The 16808-nt window shown below is 61.9% G+C and carries 18 protein-coding genes; all 18 read left to right on the top strand.

Going from position 1 to position 16808, the window contains the following annotated elements:
- Nucleotides 1-9 precede the first annotated feature (9 nt).
- From TU81_RS16885 to TU81_RS16800, 18 genes are read left to right on the top strand one after another with little or no spacing between them, the layout of a single operon-like run.
- Nucleotides 10-264, top strand: a complete 255-nt coding sequence (locus TU81_RS16885) for an acyl carrier protein (protein ID WP_007903178.1) — start codon at nt 10-12, stop codon at nt 262-264.
- Entirely contained in the window at nt 261-806 is a 546-nt protein-coding gene (locus TU81_RS16880; protein ID WP_038978633.1) for a COG4648 family protein, read from the top strand. Before TU81_RS16885 ends, TU81_RS16880 begins: the two co-directional genes overlap by 4 nt.
- A complete protein-coding gene (locus tag TU81_RS16875) occupies nt 803-2485 on the top strand; it encodes an acyl-CoA synthetase family protein (protein ID WP_048396089.1) in 1683 nt (560 codons plus the stop codon). The genes TU81_RS16880 and TU81_RS16875 overlap by 4 nt, the downstream gene beginning before the upstream one ends.
- Nucleotides 2478-3212 (top strand): glycosyltransferase family 2 protein, encoded by a 735-nt coding sequence (locus tag TU81_RS16870; protein ID WP_048396088.1) that lies wholly within the window; start codon nt 2478-2480, stop codon nt 3210-3212. Before TU81_RS16875 ends, TU81_RS16870 begins: the two co-directional genes overlap by 8 nt.
- Nucleotides 3209-4156, top strand: coding sequence for an LpxL/LpxP family acyltransferase (locus TU81_RS16865; protein WP_048396087.1), 948 nt, complete (start codon nt 3209-3211; stop codon nt 4154-4156). The genes TU81_RS16870 and TU81_RS16865 overlap by 4 nt, the downstream gene beginning before the upstream one ends.
- On the top strand, nt 4137-5681 hold the full coding sequence (locus tag TU81_RS16860) for an HAL/PAL/TAL family ammonia-lyase (RefSeq protein ID WP_048396086.1): 1545 nt from the start codon (nt 4137-4139) through the stop codon (nt 5679-5681). The genes TU81_RS16865 and TU81_RS16860 overlap by 20 nt, the downstream gene beginning before the upstream one ends.
- Nucleotides 5674-6099 carry an acyl-CoA thioesterase gene (locus TU81_RS16855; RefSeq protein WP_038978628.1) on the top strand — a complete coding sequence of 142 codons (426 nt, stop codon included), beginning with the start codon at nt 5674-5676 and terminating at the stop codon, nt 6097-6099. Before TU81_RS16860 ends, TU81_RS16855 begins: the two co-directional genes overlap by 8 nt.
- The gene (locus TU81_RS16850; RefSeq protein ID WP_048396085.1) at nt 6096-6698 is read left to right on the top strand and encodes an outer membrane lipoprotein carrier protein LolA; all 603 of its coding nucleotides are present in this window, start codon (nt 6096-6098) and stop codon (nt 6696-6698) included. The genes TU81_RS16855 and TU81_RS16850 overlap by 4 nt, the downstream gene beginning before the upstream one ends.
- Nucleotides 6682-9021, top strand: a complete 2340-nt coding sequence (locus TU81_RS16845) for an MMPL family transporter (RefSeq protein WP_048396084.1) — start codon at nt 6682-6684, stop codon at nt 9019-9021. The genes TU81_RS16850 and TU81_RS16845 overlap by 17 nt, the downstream gene beginning before the upstream one ends.
- Nucleotides 9018-10178 carry a hypothetical protein gene (locus TU81_RS16840; protein ID WP_048396083.1) on the top strand — a complete coding sequence of 387 codons (1161 nt, stop codon included), beginning with the start codon at nt 9018-9020 and terminating at the stop codon, nt 10176-10178. Before TU81_RS16845 ends, TU81_RS16840 begins: the two co-directional genes overlap by 4 nt.
- Nucleotides 10165-11412: an NAD(P)/FAD-dependent oxidoreductase gene (locus TU81_RS16835; RefSeq protein ID WP_048396082.1), complete on the top strand. Its 1248-nt coding sequence runs from the start codon at nt 10165-10167 to the stop codon at nt 11410-11412. Before TU81_RS16840 ends, TU81_RS16835 begins: the two co-directional genes overlap by 14 nt.
- Nucleotides 11409-12134: a class I SAM-dependent methyltransferase gene (locus TU81_RS16830; RefSeq protein ID WP_048396081.1), complete on the top strand. Its 726-nt coding sequence runs from the start codon at nt 11409-11411 to the stop codon at nt 12132-12134. Before TU81_RS16835 ends, TU81_RS16830 begins: the two co-directional genes overlap by 4 nt.
- On the top strand, nt 12134-12616 hold the full coding sequence (locus tag TU81_RS16825; RefSeq protein ID WP_038978622.1) for a DUF3261 domain-containing protein: 483 nt from the start codon (nt 12134-12136) through the stop codon (nt 12614-12616). The genes TU81_RS16830 and TU81_RS16825 overlap by 1 nt, the downstream gene beginning before the upstream one ends.
- Nucleotides 12613-13809: a beta-ketoacyl-[acyl-carrier-protein] synthase family protein gene (locus TU81_RS16820; protein WP_048396080.1), complete on the top strand. Its 1197-nt coding sequence runs from the start codon at nt 12613-12615 to the stop codon at nt 13807-13809. Before TU81_RS16825 ends, TU81_RS16820 begins: the two co-directional genes overlap by 4 nt.
- The gene (locus TU81_RS16815; RefSeq protein ID WP_007899158.1) at nt 13806-14264 is read left to right on the top strand and encodes a hotdog family protein; all 459 of its coding nucleotides are present in this window, start codon (nt 13806-13808) and stop codon (nt 14262-14264) included. The genes TU81_RS16820 and TU81_RS16815 overlap by 4 nt, the downstream gene beginning before the upstream one ends.
- The gene (fabG, locus tag TU81_RS16810) at nt 14264-14992 is read left to right on the top strand and encodes a 3-oxoacyl-ACP reductase FabG (protein WP_038978620.1); all 729 of its coding nucleotides are present in this window, start codon (nt 14264-14266) and stop codon (nt 14990-14992) included. Before TU81_RS16815 ends, fabG begins: the two co-directional genes overlap by 1 nt.
- Nucleotides 14992-16218, top strand: a complete 1227-nt coding sequence (locus TU81_RS16805; protein WP_048396079.1) for a beta-ketoacyl-ACP synthase — start codon at nt 14992-14994, stop codon at nt 16216-16218. The genes fabG and TU81_RS16805 overlap by 1 nt, the downstream gene beginning before the upstream one ends.
- A gap of 29 nt (nt 16219-16247) precedes the next feature.
- Entirely contained in the window at nt 16248-16694 is a 447-nt protein-coding gene (locus TU81_RS16800) for a hypothetical protein (protein ID WP_048396078.1), read from the top strand.
- The last annotated feature ends 114 nt before the right edge of the window (nt 16695-16808 follow it).

Below are 16808 nucleotides of genomic sequence, written 5' to 3'. Positions count from 1 at the left end.
GACCGGACCATGCAAACTCGTGACGATATTTTCAATACCCTGCGCGATGCCCTGGTCGAACTCTTCGAGCTGGAACCCGAGCGCATCAGCCTGGGGTCCAACCTGTATCAGGATCTGGAAATCGACAGCATCGATGCGGTCGACCTGATCGATCACATCAAACGCCAAACCGGCAAGAAAATCGCCGCCGAAGAATTCAAATCGGTGCGTACCGTCAGCGACGTGGTCGAGGCGGTCTACCGTCTGGTTCAACCCGCCGCATGAGCCGACTGATCGGCCTGGGCCTGCTGCTGGCAGGCCTGTTGTACCCCTTTGCGGTGTATTTCGGCATGGAGCATTTTGCCCCGTGGCAGTTCGGTCTGCTGCTGGGTAGCCTGTGGCTGGCACGGGCGCTGACCGGCGAGCGGCGCCCCGGCAGCCTGTGGATGGCCACGGTCGCCATCGGTTTTTGTCTGCTGCTGGCGCTGTTCGACAGCCCGGTGCTGCTGCGCTGGTACCCGGTGCTGATCAGCGGGTTCATGCTGGTGCTGTTCGGCCTGAGCCTGAAATACGGCCCACCGATGATCGAACGCCTGGCCCGTCTGCGAGAACCGGAATTACCGGCCAGGGCTATTCGCTACACCCGCCAGGTGACGATTGCCTGGAGCGTGTTTTTTCTCTGCAACGGCTTGTGCGCCGCCGCCCTGACCCTTTGGGCGCCGCTGAGTTGGTGGATGTTGTACACCGGCCTGATCTCCTATGGATTGATTGGCCTGATGTTTGCCATTGAATGGCTGATACGACAACGGGTAAGAGGCCGCCCATGAATTGGATAACACTTGAGCAACTGTTGCTCAAGGCTCAGCCAGACCGAGCCGTGACGGTGGAACCTGCGTTGAATCACGCGCAATTGTGCGAACAGGCCCAGAGCCTGGCTGCCGGCCTCCAAGCGCAAGGCGTGCAGCACATCGCCGTGCACCTTGAGGACGCTGCCGACCTGGCCATTGCCCTGCTCGGCGCCTGGCGTGCCGGGGTCAGCGTGCTGCTGCCCGCCGACCTGCAAGCGCAGACTCGCCAGCGCTGGTCGACCGAGGTCGATCTGTGGCTGACCGATCAGGCCGATGATGCGCACCTGAGCGATTATCGGTATCCACCGCTGCCCGCCAACCCGCTGGATCTGGATCGCTGTCAGCTGAGCCTGTGCACCTCCGGCTCCAGTGGCGAACCCAAGCGCATCGACAAAACCCTGCGCCAACTGGCCAATGAAGTCGAAGCGCTGGAGCACCTGTGGGGCGCAGATCTGGGCGAGGCCTGCATCATCGGCAGCGTCGCCACTCAACACATCTACGGTTTGCTGTTTCGGGTGCTGTGGCCGTTGTGCGCCGGGCGCTCGTTCGTGCGTAAACAACTGGCCTTCCCGGAAGACCTGCAGCGCGCCAGCCGCGAATACCCGGTTTTCGCCTGGGTCGCCAGCCCGGCACTGCTCAAGCGCATGGGCGACAACCTCGACTGGCCAGCGCTGAGCGCGGTGCGCCGAGTGTTTTCCTCCGGTGGTGCATTGCCCGCCGAAGCGGCGCAAAGCCTGCATGAGCGCCTGCAACAATGGCCGACAGAAATTTTCGGCAGCTCGGAAACCGGCGGCATCGCCTGGCGTCAGGGCCAGAATCTCTGGCAGCCCTTCGCCGATGTTGCGCTGAGCCAGGACAGCGATGGCGCCCTGCTTATTGCGTCGCCGTACTTGCCGGCCGGCCATATCGAGCACACCGCCGATGCCGCGCGCATCGCCACCGACGGCCGTTTCGAGCTGTTGGGACGGCTGGACCGAATCGTCAAACTGGAAGAAAAACGTATCTCGCTACCGATGCTCGAACAAGCTCTGATGACCCATGAGTGGGTCGCTGAAGCGCGGCTTGGCGTCGTCCAGGAAAACCGTGCTTCGCTGGGCGCGCTGCTGGTGTTGAGCGAGCAGGGTTTGCATGCCTTGCGCAATCAGGGTCGACGCACTCTTACTCAGGAATTGCGCCAACACCTGAGCCAGCATTGCGAGGCACTCGCCCTGCCCCGTCGCTGGCGCCTGTTGCGACAATTGCCACTGAATGCTCAAGGCAAACTGCCTCAGGCCGAAGTGGAGACCCTATTGCTGGCGCCACGCCCAAAGGCGCCGCAAGTGCTGGAACAGATCGACACCGATGGCGAGTGGAGCCTGCAACTGGCCGTCCCGCCAGACTTGGCGTATTTCAGCGGCCATTTCCCTCAGACGCCGGTATTGCCCGGTGTTGTGCAGGTGGATTGGGCGCTGAGCCTTGGTCAGCAATTGATGGACCTGCCGGCAAAATTCGCCGGTATGGAAGTGCTGAAATTCCAGCAACTGGTACGCCCCGGTGACGAAATCCAGTTGCACCTGCGCTTCGACTCGGCGCGCAGCAAATTGTATTTCGCCTATCGCAATGAAACCGCCACCTGCTCCAGTGGGCGGATTTTGCTGGAGGCCTCAGGCGATGCATAACCCCTGCGCCGTAATCCCGGTCTACAACCACGAAACCGCAATCACTGCCGTGGTCGATGCCCTGCTTGCCAGTGGCCTGCCATGCATTCTGGTGGACGATGCCAGCAGCCCGGCCTGTGCCAAGGTGCTTGACCAACTGGCCCTGCGTGACCGGGTTTACCTGATCAGGCTCACCATCAATCAAGGCAAGGGCGGCGCGGTGATGACCGGTTTGCGGGAAGCCTCGCGCCTGGGCTTCAGCCACGCCTTGCAGGTGGACGCCGATGGCCAGCACGACCTGCAAGACGTAAAAGTCTTCATCGAGCATTCACGCACCCATCCCGAGGCCGTGATCTGCGGCTATCCGCAATACGACGCCAGTGTGCCGAAAGGTCGTTTGTACGCCCGCTATCTGACGCACGTCATGGTCTGGATAAACACCCTGTCGTTGCAGATTCGCGACTCGATGTGCGGCTTTCGCGTCTATCCATTGCCGCCGACCCTGGCACTGATCGACTCAGCCAGGATCGGCAAGCGTATGGACTTCGACTCCGACATCCTGGTGCGCCTGGCCTGGCGTAACCAGCCGATGCAGTGGCTGCAAACCAAAGTCCGTTACCCGCAGGATGGCGTCTCGCATTTCCGCCTGTTCCACGACAACGTACTGATTACGAGCATGCACACCCGGCTGTTCTTCGGCATGTTGCTGCGCGCACCGGTGATCCTCTGGCGACGGTGGCGAGCATGAGCGACAACGCAGACAAACAACACTGGGCCGACCGCCAGGAGCGGGGCAGTTTCTGGCTGATGAAGTTCACCGCGCTCTGCGCAAAAGTCTTGGGCCGCCGACTGCTGAGCCCGCTGCTGTACGGCATCGTGCTGTACTTTTTCCTGTTCGGGCGCAGCGCCCGCCAAAGCGCCTGGCAATACCAGCAGCGGCTCGCTGACTGGAGCGGTCGTCGCGAACTGCGCCCGACCCATTGGCGGGTGTTCGGCCAGTTCATGGCTTTCGCCGACTCCATGCTCGACAAACTCGATGTGTGGAACGGCAAGCTGAGCATCGATCAAATCGAAATCATCGACCCGGCGCTGCTGCGCAATAAACTGCGCGGCACACGCGGGCAAATGCTGGTGGGTGCGCACCTGGGCAATCTCGAGGTCTGCCGGGCGCTGGCCGAGATCGGTGAGAAAGTCACCATGAACGTGCTGGTGCACACCAAGCACGCCGAACAATTCAACCGTCTGCTGGGCGAAGCCGGGGCGACCAATCTGCGGCTGATTCAGGTCAGCGAGCTGGACCCGGTGATCATGCTGCAACTGCATGAACGCCTGGAGCGCGGCGAATGGCTGGCGATTGCCGGCGACCGCGTGCCGTTGCATGGCGGGCGCAGCGTGACGGTGGATTTTCTCGGCCATCAGGCAGCGTTCCCGCAAGGCCCATGGTTGCTGGCCGGCCTGCTGAAATGCCCGATCAACCTGATGCTGTGCCTGAAGAAACCGACGGGCGACTATCGACTGACCCTCGAACCGTTCGCCGACGCCATCGTGTGGAAACGCAGCGACCGCGAACAGGTCATTCATCAGTGGGCCTCCCGCTACGCCGAACGCCTGAGTCACTATTGCCTCGAAGCGCCCCAACAATGGTTCAACTTTTACCCTTTCTGGAAGACCGATGACGACGCCAACGCTTGAGCCGGTAACCTTCGGCGAACTCCCTTTGCGCATCGAAGACGTGCTGGCCCTGGCCAACCGTCAGGTGCCGACGCAGTTGCAGGGCGACCCCGAGTTTCGCCAGCGCATCGCCAAGGGCCCGCAGTTCCTTGATTCCCTGTTGGACAAGGAAGGCGTGATCTATGGCGTGACCACCGGTTATGGCGACTCCTGCGTGGTGGCGGTGCCGCTGCACCATGTCGAAGCCTTGCCCCGTCATCTGTATACCTTCCACGGCTGCGGTCTGGGCAAACTGCTCGACGCCCAAGCTACCCGCGCGGTGCTGGCGGCGCGTTTGCAGTCGCTGTGCCAGGGCGTTTCCGGCGTACGCGTGGAATTGCTGGAGCGTCTGCAAGCCTTCCTCGAACACGACATTCTGCCGCTGATTCCGGAAGAAGGTTCGGTGGGCGCCAGCGGTGATCTGACGCCGCTGTCCTACGTCGCCGCGACCTTGTCCGGCGAGCGCGAAGTAATGTTCCGTGGTGAGCGTCGACAAGCCGCCGATGTGCACAGCGAACTGGGCTGGGAACCGCTGGTTTTGCGCCCCAAAGAAGCGCTGGCGTTGATGAACGGCACCGCCGTGATGACCGGCCTCGCCTGCTTGGCTTACGCCCGCGCTGATTACCTGCTGCAACTGGCCACGCGCATTACCGCGCTGAACGTGGTCGCTTTGCAGGGCAACCCGGAGCACTTCGACGAGCGTCTATTCGCCACCAAACCCCATCCCGGGCAGATGCAAGTCGCTGCGTGGTTGCGCAAAGATCTGGCGATCGATGCGCCGACCGCGCCGCTGCATCGCCTGCAAGACCGTTATTCCCTGCGCTGTGCGCCGCACGTACTCGGTGTGCTGGCCGACAGCCTGAACTGGCTGCGCTCGTTCATCGAGATCGAACTCAACAGCGCCAACGACAACCCGATCATCGACGCCGAAGCTGAACGCGTGCTGCACGGAGGGCACTTCTACGGCGGCCATATCGCGTTCGCCATGGACAGTCTGAAAACCCTGGTGGCGAACGTCGCTGACTTGCTCGACCGTCAGCTCGCACTGTTGGTGGACGAGCGTTACAACCATGGTTTGCCGAGCAATCTGTCTGGCGCCACCGCCGACCGCGCGATGCTCAATCACGGCTTCAAGGCCGTGCAGATCGGCACCAGCGCCTGGACCGCCGAGGCCCTGAAAAACACCATGCCGGCCAGCGTCTTCTCGCGTTCCACCGAGTGCCACAACCAGGACAAAGTCAGCATGGGCACCATCTCTGCCCGCGACGCCATTCGTGTGCTGGAGCTGACCGAACAGGTCGCCGCCGCCACGCTGCTGGCCGCCAACCAAGGCGTCTGGCTGCGCGGCCAGGCTGAAGACGCGCGCCCACTGCCACCGGCCCTGGCCGCGATGCACGAAGAATTGGCCAAGGACTTCCCGCCGGTCATCGAAGACCGTGCCCTGGAAAGCGAATTGCGCCTGTGCCTGCAACGTATCGCCGAACAACACTGGAGGCTGCATGCGTAGCAAGGGAGTGCTGCACACCGACACGGAAATCCTCGTACCGTTCTTTGACGTCGACACCATGAACGTGGTCTGGCACGGCCATTACGTCAAATACCTGGAAGTCGCTCGCTGTGCGCTGCTGGACAAGATCGGCCACAACTACGACGCCATGGTGGCGTCGGGTTACGCGTGGCCGGTGATCGACTTGCAGCTGCGCTATGTGCGTGGTGCGGTGTTCGGCCAGAAGCTGAATGTGCGCGCCAGCCTGGTGGAGTGGGAAAACCGCCTGAAGATCAGTTACCTGATCAGCGATCTGGCCACCGGCGAGCGCCTGACCCGCGCCTGTTCCGTGCAGGTCGCCGTCGACATGAGCAGCCGCGAAATGCAGTTGGCCTCACCGAAGGTGTTCACCGACGCGGTTGAAAGGATGCTCCCATGAATTCGCTGTTCAAATGCCTCGGCGCTTTAGCGTTGCTCGGGCTTTCATCATTGGCGCAGGCTTTCGATCTACAGCAACTCAGCGGTCAACTGGCCAAACCCGATGTGATCCACGGCAGTTTCATCCAGGAAAAACACCTGCGCGCCCTGCCCCAGCCGCTGACCAGCAAGGGCACCTTCGTTTTGGCAAAGAATCACGGCCTGCTCTGGCTGCTGAAAACGCCGCTGCAACAGGACTACCGCATCAACGACAAAGGCATTGCCCGGCGTGATGCCAACGGTTGGCAAATGCTGCCGAACAAGAGTGCCGGCGCCGAGCAGAACCGCTTGTTCCTAGCGGTGCTGCAAGGCGACAGCAGTGGCTTGCAACGGGATTTCGAGCTTTCGCTGAGCGGCGACGCACAAAACTGGAAGCTGACCCTGACCCCGCGTTCGATGCTGCTCAAGCAGGTGTTCAATCAGATCAACATTGACGGCGGCGAACTGGTGCACAGCATCGAGCTGCTCGAAACCCAGGGTGACCGGACCCTGTTGCGCCTGCAGGACAGCACCAGCGCACAACCTTTAAGCGATGCGGAGCAACATGACTTTGCCGAGTGAACGGATGCTGCCGCGGCTGTTTCTGATCCTGCTGCTGGCGGTGCTCGCGCTCGCCGGCTGGCAATGGCGTGACGGTGCACCGCTGTCGGCCAACCTGATGGAACTGGTGCCAGGCACCGCGCCAGACGCGCTGGAACTGCGTGCCGAACAACGCATGCAAGAACCGCTGAACCGGGAAATGTTGGTGCTGGTCGGCCATAAAGACCGCCAGCAAGCCATCGCCATGGCGCAAAAACTCGGCGAGCAGTGGCAGGCCAGCGGTGTCTTCGAAAAAGTCCAGTGGAACCTGCAGGCCGACTTGCCGGCGCTGCGCGCACAATTGCTGCAAGGTCGCTTGGCGATGTTGTCCGTGGCCGACCGACAGCAACTCATCGAGCACCCCGATGCCTTTATTCAGCAACGGGTACAAGCCCTGTTCGACCCGTTCACCGGCTTTAGCCTGGTGCCGAGCCAGGACGACTGGCTCGGCCTGACCGGACGCATTCAGAACAGTCAGCCGCAGCATGGTTCGGTGCAACTGGACATCGGCAGCGGTACGCTGGTTGCCGAGGCCGACGGCAAGAGTTGGGTGATGCTGCGGGCGCGAACCGCCGGCAACGCGTTCGACATGAACCTGCCGCTGCAAGTGGCTGACCTACTCCAGCACAGTCGCGAAGAAGCCGCCCAGGCCGATGTGCAACTGCTCGCCGCCAGCGGCCTGTTGTACGCCGCCAGCGGTCAACGGCAAGCCGCGCGCGAAATGACCTGGGTCGGCGGCGGCGCCACGATCGGGATTTTGTTGCTGCTGTTGCTGGCCTTCCGGCGTTGGCGGGTATTGCTGGCGTTCGTCCCGGTGCTGGTGGGCATGTTGTTCGGTGCGGTCGCCTGCGTGGCGCTGTTCGGTCACATGCATGTGATGACACTGGTATTGGGCTCAAGCCTGATCGGCGTGGCGGTGGATTACCCGCTGCATTACCTCTCGAAAAGCTGGAGCCTGAAACCCTGGCACAGCTGGCCGGCGTTACGCCTGACCCTACCGGGGCTGACGCTGAGCCTGATCACCAGTTGCATCGGCTACCTGGCCCTGGCCTGGACGCCGTTTCCGGCCCTGACCCAAATTGCCGTGTTCTCCGCTGCCGGCCTGGTGGGCGCCTATCTGTCGGCAGTGTGCCTGTTGCCGGCGCTGCTCAAGGGCGTGGTTCTGCGGCCGGCGCAATGGCCGATGCGCATCGCCGAGAAGTTGCTGGAGCTGCGTGAATCGCTGCTGAAATACTTGCGCACGCCGGTGCTGCTGGCACTGCTGATCGCCTTCTGTGTCGGCGGTCTGTTGCAGCTGCAGAGCAAAAACGATATTCGCCAATGGGTCGGCACGCCGCAGCAACTGACCGACGAAGCCCAGACCATCGCGCGCATCACCGGCTATCAACCTACCAGCCAGTTCTTCCTGGTGCGCGCGGCCAATCAGCAGGCGTTGCTCGAACGCCTGACGGCACTGAGCGAGCGTCTGGATCAGTTGGTCAATCTGGAAAAACTTCAGGGCTATCTATCGCTCAATCAACTGGTCAGCCAGCCAAGCGAACAGCGCAAAGTGCGTGAAGCACTGAACAAGCTGCCGCAGTTCTGGCAACCGTTGCTCGCCCTCGGCGTGCCGGCCGCCGCATTGCAGGCCGAGTTGGCAACGTTGCAGGCGCTGCCCATTGAAGACATCGACGCAGCGCTGGCCGGCCCATTGGCGGAACCCTATCGCACGCTGTGGCTGGGGCCGACCGATGACGGCGTGGCCGCGATGGTCAGCCTGCAAGGCTTGAACAATCCCACGCTGTTGCGGGTCCAGGCACTGGACTTGCCGGGTGTGGAACTGGTGGATCGTCTCGGCGAACTGAACCAGGTTTTCGCCGCCACTCAAATCAGTGCTGCTGAATTGAAACTCGCTTCCTGCGTGCTGATCGTGCTGGTGCTGATCCTGCCATTCGGTTTCGGTGGTGCGTTGCGTATCGTCTCTTTGCCGCTACTGGCGGCCCTGTGCAGTCTGGCAAGCCTCGGTTGGCTCGGTCAGCCGCTGACGCTGTTCAGCCTGTTCGGCCTGCTGCTGGTGACGGCCATCAGCGTCGATTACGCGATCCTCATGCGCGAACAGATCGGCGGCGCCGCGGCGAGCCTTTTGGGTACGTTGCTGGCAGCGGTGACCACTTGGCTGTCGTTCGGCTTGCTGGCAGTGTCCAGCACGCCGGCGGTAAGCAACTTCGGCCTGTCCGTGAGCCTCGGCCTGGCGTTCAGCTTCATCCTGGCACCGTGGGCCGGACGCCAAGTCCACGCCGCCCCAGTCGTGGAGCCGGCAGCATGATGGTCGCTGCGTTCTGGTTGATGGCCCTGGTGTTGTTCGCCATGGCCACCCGTATCGGTCGTCATTTCGGTCTGATTCCGATCGTCAGCCAGTTGTTGCTGGCGACCTTCGGCCTGCCGTTGTTGATGTACTTCTGGATCGAACCGGGCTGGCAACTGAGTGGTGCCGACCTGATCTCGCCGAGCTGGCTGAAGAACCTCTACAGTTTGAGCTTTGCCTTGCTGCTGGGGCACATCCTCAGCGACGTGATCGACCTGCGGCTGGAACGCCAGAGCCTGAAGATCGCCCTGCCGAGTTTCTGCATTCCGTTTGCCTGCGGGCTGGCGACAGCGGTCTGGCTGTTGCCGCCGCAGCCGTGGATCAGCTCGCTGGCGGTCGGTCTGCTGTTCGCCATCACCGCGATTCCGGTGTTGTATCTGTACCTGCGACACATCAACTACCCGCCCGCTGCCACCCGACGCCTGGTGCAGACCGCGATCCTGATCGACCTGATCTGCTGGACCCTGTTCGCGTTCGCCCAGGGCAGCCTGCACCTGAGCAGCCTCTTGCTGCCGCTGGCCGGCGCCTGCCTGCCATTGTTGCTGCGACTGCTCGGGTTGCGCCAACCGTTGCTGCACAGCGGCTGCTTCTTCGCGCTGCTGGTGGTCGCCGAACACTTCAAACTCAATGCGCTTATTTTCGGCATCGGCTATCTGCTGTGCATGGCCGCGCTCAAGGTGCCATTGGTGCTGCCATTGTCGGCGACGTGGATGAGCCGTTTGCAGACCTGGATCGCCATCCCGTTGATCCTCACGTTCGGCATCGTGCAGATCAACGTGCACAGCGCCATCGACAGTCTCAGCGGGATGCAACTGGCCGCGCTCCTGCTGTTGCCGATCGCCAGCAAACTGTTGGGCAACTGGCTGGGCCTCGGCTGGGCTGGCGCCTCGTTTGAAGGTGCCAGCCGCTGGCGGGAAAGCCTTTTACTGAATATTCGCGGCTTGAGCGAGATCGTCTTTCTCAACCTGCTGCTGCAACAACAGCTCATCAGCCCGGCGCTGTATTTCGCGCTGATGTTGATGGGCCTGATCGCAACCCTGCTGCCGGCACTGGCCGGCATGCACCGAATCCCTTTGAACATCGCCGCCCCGGCAAGGAGCACCCGTGCCAATAGTTGAAATGGAACGTCGCCAGGTACTGGTGATCGGTGCTGGCCCCTCGGGTGCCATCGCCGCCGCGCTGCTCAAGCGCAAAGGTCATGATGTGTTGATGATCGAGCGCCAGCATTTCCCACGGTTTTCCATCGGTGAAAGCCTGCTGTCCCACTGCCTGGATTTCGTCGAAGAAGCCGGCATGCTCGAGGCGGTAAATGCTGCTGGTTTCCAGCGCAAAAACGGGGCGGCGTTCGCTTGGGGCGATCAGTACAGCGCCTTCGATTTCGGCGACACGTTCACCAACGGCAAGCCGACGACGTTCCAGGTCCAGCGCGCCGACTTCGACAAGCTGCTGGCCGATCAGGCTGCGCTGCAAGGTGTCGATGTCCGTTATGGCGAAGCCATTGTCAGCGCCGATTTCAGCCTGCCTAAACCACAGCTCGACGTGCTTCGCGAAGACGGTAGCCAATACCGCGTCGAGGCCGACTTCGTGCTCGATGCCAGCGGCTACGGTCGCGTGCTGCCGCGCTTGCTGGACCTTGAAGCACCGTCGAACTTCCCGGTGCGCCAGGCCGTGTTCACCCACGTCGAAGACTGTATCGACAACCCGGCTTTCGACCGGGAGAAAATCCTCATCACCACCCATCCGACCCAGCGCGATATCTGGTTCTGGACCATCCCGTTCAGCAACGGCCGTTGCTCGGTGGGCGTGGTGGCGGCCGCCGAACACTTCGAAGGCCGCACTGAGAATCTGGACGACTGCCTGCGCGGCTTCATCGCCGAAACCCCAAGCCTGGCCGGTGTGCTGAACAACGCCGTGTGGGATACGCCCGCGCGAACCATCGGCGGCTATTCGGCCAACGTCAAAACCCTGCATGGCCCAGGTTTCGCCCTGCTGGGCAATGCGGCGGAATTTCTCGACCCGGTGTTCTCCTCTGGTGTGACCATCGCCATGCGTTCGGCGAGCATGGCCGCCGGGGTACTGCACCGCCAACTGCAAGGTGAAAGCGTCGACTGGCAGACCGAGTTCGCCGAACCGCTCAAGCGCGGCGTCAACACCTTCCGCTGCTACGTCGAAGGCTGGTACGCGGGGACCTTTCAGGATGTGATTTTCTATCAGGGCGGTACAGCGGAAATCCGCCGCATGATCAGCTCGATCCTCGCGGGTTACGCCTGGGATGAACGCAACCCGTTCGTCAGCGAACCCAAACGTAGACTGCGGATGATCTCGGACCTTTGCGCCCAGGATCCGACATGAGTTACTTGAGCGACAACTACGTCGAAGAGACCCGTTTTGGTTTCTGGTTTCTGCGCAGTCACACCTGGCAGCACCATGTATTGCGAGTGGCGATCAATGATTTGCGCGACCTGTTCCGCGCGCCATTGCCCGACAACCCGGTATTGCTGGATGCCGGTTGCGGCCAGGGCAAGTCGTTCCAGTACCTGCGCCAGACCTTCGCGCCTCGGCGCCTGATCGGCCTGGATGCCGACCCGCACAGCCTGAACCTGAGCGGCGAAGAAGCGGCCCGCCAGGGCATGGATGTAGAGATGATCGGCAGTGACTGCGCGAGCATCAAAGTGCCGGACGCCAGCGTCGATCTGCTGTTCTGTCACCAGACTTTCCATCACCTTGTCGAGCAGGATCAAGCCCTGGCCGAGTTCTATCGGGTGCTCAAGCCGGGCGGCTATTTGCTGTTCGCCGAGTCCACCGAGGCTTACATTGATACATGGGTGATTCGTTGGCTGTTTCGCCATCCGATGCACGTGCAGAAGAGTGCCGCCGGCTACCTGGAGATGATTCGTCGGCAGGGTTTTGAATTCGGCCCGCAGAACGTGTCTTACCCTTATTTGTGGTGGAGTCGCGCCAAGGATTTCGGCCTGCTCGAACGCTTCGGCCTGCGCCAGCCAAAACCCTTTGGCCAACGGGAAGAAACCCTGGTCAATGTAGTCGCGCGCAAGCCCGTTGAAGGGTGTGCCTGATGATCCGTTTCCTGCTTGTGGGTTGTGTCCTGTTGCTGAGCGCCTGCGCCAGCCAGGCACCGCTGCCCGAGCGAACCCCGAACCTGGCGTTGCCGCTGCAACTGCACATCGAACGGCAGATGGCCGAGCAGCGTCAGGACTGGCTGCTGGTGATTCAGCGCGAAGGCCCGGGCATTCGCTGGTCGATGATGGACCCTTTGGGGATTCCCGTGGCACGACAGAAGCTGATCGATGGCCAATGGCAGGCCGACGGCCTGCTGCCGCCCAATCCGGAAGCCCGGGAGCTGTTCGCTGCCTTATTGTTTGCGTTGACCCCTGCGGGCGAGTTGCATCGCAACTATCCCGCCGCCCGGCAGGATGGCGGGCAACGGTCCTTGTCACCCCGCTGGAACATCCGCTATTCACAACCACTGAGCTTTGAATTGAACGTATCCCAAGGCCCGCACTATCGCGTCACTCCGTTAGGCGAGCACACGCCATGACGGCTTATCTGAACGCCCTCGGGGTGATCTGCGCCCTGGGCCGCGACAAGCAGGAAGTCGCCCGCAACCTGTTTGCCGGCGATTGCTCGGGCATGCGCAGCGAGGCCGGCTGGGTGGTGGATCGCACGTTGCCGGTCGCGGCGGTGCGCGGTGAGCTGGCACCGATTCCGGCTGAGCTGGCGCATCAAAGCAGTCGCAACAATCAATTGCTGCTGGAGGCTGCGCTGCAAATTCGCGAAGACATCGAGCAGGCTATCCAGACCTACGGCCGCGACCGTATCGGCGTAATCCTGGGCACCAGCACCTCGGGCATTCACGAGGCCAGCAGCGGCCTGGCGCATTACATCCGCGAGCATCAGTTCCCTGCCGATTATGACTATCAGCAACAGGAACTCGGCGCGCCGGCGACGTTTCTCGCCGACTGGCTGCAATTGAGCGGCCCGGCCTATGTGATTTCCACCGCCTGCACCTCCAGCGCCCGTGCGTTGATGAGTGCTCAACGACTGCTCGATCTGGGCGTGTGCGACGCCGTGTTGTGCGGCGGTGTCGACAGTTTGTGCAAGCTGACCCTCAACGGTTTCTCGGCCCTGGAAGCGGTGTCCGAACAGCGCTGCAACCCGTTTTCGGCAAACCGTAACGGCATCAATATCGGCGAAGCGGCGGTGCTGTTTCTGATGAGCAAAAGCGCCGGCAATGGCCAACCGATTGCCTTGCTGGGCAGTGGCGCCAGCTCCGATGCACACCATATTTCCGCGCCGGAGCCGACCGGCCGTGGCGCCCTGCAAGCGATGCGCAAAGCCTTGAGCCGCGCAGGCCTGCAACCGCAGCAAATCGGTTATCTGAACCTGCACGGCACCGCCACGCAACACAACGACGCCATGGAAAGCCTGGCGGTGACGGCGCTATTCCCGCAAGGCGTGCCCTGCTCGTCGACCAAACCGATGACCGGCCATACCCTCGGCGCTGCCGGTGCCCTGGAGGCGGCGTTCTGCTGGTTGAGCCTGAGCGCGGACAACCGCGAGCAATCCCTGCCGCCCCACGTCTGGGACGGCCAGCTCGACCCCGAATTGCCGGCCCTGGATTGGGTGACCCCGATTGACCACCTGACGTCCATTGCACCTCGCTACCTGATGAGCAATTCCTTTGCCTTCGGTGGCAATAACGTCAGCCTGATTATCGGAGACGCTCCATGATTACCTGGCCGCTCGCCGAACTGCTGCCGCATGCCGGCGACATGATCCTCATTGAGCAAATCCTGTCGTTCGATGACGAGCAAATTCACACCCGACTTACCGTCAAACCCGGCGGCCTGTTCAATCGCCCCGACGGCAGCCTGCCGGCCTGGGTCGGCATCGAGCTGATGGCCCAGAGCGTCGCCGCGTACGCCGGCTGCCATGCGCGTCAGAAAGGCAATGCGGTGGAACTGGGTTTCCTGCTCGGCACCCGTAAATTCGAATGCAACGTGGAACACTTCCCCGCCGGCACCGAGTTGACCATCCATGGAATACGCTCGCTGGAAGACGACAACGGCATGGGTGTGTTCGAATGCCACCTCACCGCCCCCGGCATCCACGCCACCGCCCGGCTGAACGTGTTTCGCCCGCCTCAGGCCGCGCAATATCTTCATGAACCCCAAGGAGTCGAGTGATGACTGAATCCGTACTGGTCACCGGCTCCAGCCGTGGTATCGGCCGCGCCATTGCGTTGCGTCTGGCTCGGGCCGGGCATGACATCGTGCTGCATTGCCGCAGCGGCCTTGCGGATGCCGAAGCCGTCAAGATCGAAGTCGAGGCCCTGGGCCGCAACGCTCGCATCCTGCAATTCGACGTGTCCGACCGTGCCCGTTGCAAAGCTATTCTTGAGGCCGACGTCGAAACCCACGGCGCCTATTACGGCGTGGTCCTCAACGCCGGCCTGACCCGCGATGGTGCTTTTCCGGCCCTGAGCGAGGAGGATTGGGATCTGGTGATGCGCACCAATCTCGACGGTTTCTACAACGTGCTGCACCCGGTAATGATGCCGATGATCCGTCGTCGCGCCGCCGGACGGATTGTCTGCATCACCTCGGTCTCCGGCCTGATCGGCAATCGCGGCCAGGTCAATTACAGCGCGTCCAAGGCCGGTTTGATCGGCGCAGCCAAGGCGCTGGCGATCGAACTGGGCAAGCGAAAAATTACTGTTAACTGTGTCGCACCCGGCCTGATCGACACGGCGATGCTCGACGAAAACGTGCCGGTGGAAGAACTGATGAAAATGATCCCCGCACAACGCATGGGCACACCGGAAGAGGTGGCTGGTGCGGTGAATTTCCTGATGTCGGCGGAAGCGTCGTACATCACCCGGCAGGTTCTGGCCGTCAATGGAGGCCTGTGCTGATGAAGCGCGTCGTCGTCACCGGCATGGCCGGCATCACCTCACTGGGCAGCGACTGGGACACCATCGCCGGCAACTTCGCGGCCAACCGCAGCGGCATCCGCCGCATGGACGAGTGGGATCGTTTTACCGAACTCAACACGCGCCTGGCCGGGCCGATCGATGACTTCAAAGTGCCAAGCCACTGGACCCGCAAGCAACTGCGCAGCATGGGCCGCGTCTCGCGGCTCGCTGTTGGTGCTGCTGAGCAAGCGTTGGCGGACGCCGGGCTGCTGGGTGACGAGTCGATCAAGGACGGACGCATGGGCGTTTCCTGCGGCTCGTCCACCGGCAGCACCGACGAGATCAAGGCGTTCGGCAACATGCTGCTCAACTCAGTGGCCGAAGGCTTGAACGCCAACTCCTACGTGCGGATGATGCCGCACACCACAGCAGCCAACGTCAGCATCTTCTTCGGCCTCACTGGCCGACTGATTCCGACCTCCAGTGCCTGCACCAGTGGCAGCCAAGGCATCGGTTACGCCTATGAATCGATCAAGTTCGGCCGCCTGCCGCTGATGCTCGCCGGCGGCGCCGAAGAGCTGTGCCCGACTGAAGCCATGGTGTTCGATGCGCTCTACGCCACCAGCCTGAAAAACGATGCCCCGCAAACCAGCCCTCGCCCTTACGACACCGGTCGCGATGGCCTGGTGATCGGTGAAGGCGGCGGCATGCTGGTGCTCGAAGAACTCGAACACGCCCTGGCGCGCGGTGCACATATCCACGCCGAGATCGTCGGTTTCGGCAGCAACGCCGATGGTCAGCACGCCACCCGCCCGGAGCAGCTCACCATGCGCAGGGCCATGGAACTCGCCCTGGAAGACGCCGGACTGCAGCCTTCGGACATCGGCTACGTGAACGGTCACGGCACCGCGACAGAACAGGGCGACATTGCCGAAACACTGGCCACCAGCGCGTTGTTCGGCGAACACATGCCAATCAGTTCGCAGAAGAGTTTCCTCGGTCACACCCTGGGAGCCTGCGGCGCGCTGGAGTCCTGGTTCAGCATCGAAATGATGAACCGCGACCAGTACGTGCACACCTTCAACCTCGATGAAGTCGATCCGCAGTGCGGCAAGCTCGATTACCTCCGCGGTGAATTCCGGCAGATGAGCAACCAGTACGTGATGAACAACAATTTCGCTTTTGGTGGGGTCAACACCTCGTTGATTTTCCGCCGCTGGTCGTAATCGAATTACCTAGGGTCAAGGAGACCTCCATGCACTTCAAGAAACTCGCTGTCGCCGCGACCTTGCTGATCTGTGCATTGCCGGGCATCAGCCAGGCCCGTGACACCGCGGTGTATCTGCCTTTTGACAAAGCAGTCGCCGAAGCAACCCGCGCCGGCAAAATCGATGGCAGCGTGAAATTCTACCTGGCGGGCAATACCCCGTCTGGCAACGTCACCGTAGTCAGCGCGGGTGCCGTGACCAACAAGAAAACCAACGCCTTCAACAAGTCTGACGAAGTGGCCTGCGAATGGGTCGCGCAATCGGCAATCATCAGCCTGCACCAGGCAGCGAAGAACGCCGGCGCCAATGCCGTGACCAACATCGTCAGCTTCTACAAAAGCAACGAGCGCAAGGATGCCAAGAACTATGAGTGCCACGCTGGGGCGCTCATGGCGGGTGTTGCGTTGAAAGGGGATTTGGCGAAGGTTCAGTAACGCCTGACGCGGACTAATGCTGCTACAGATTGCATTGATGCTTTGAACATCAGGATCAAAAGATCGCAGCCTTCGGCAGCTCCTACATAGATCGGCGTAGGAGCTGCCGAAGGC

Origin of the sequence: Pseudomonas lini, assembly GCF_001042905.1 — a bacterium.
Lineage (GTDB): Bacteria > Pseudomonadota > Gammaproteobacteria > Pseudomonadales > Pseudomonadaceae > Aquipseudomonas > Aquipseudomonas lini.
Note: the sequence above shows the minus strand (reverse complement) of the source record. Positions and strands in the feature narration are given on the sequence as shown.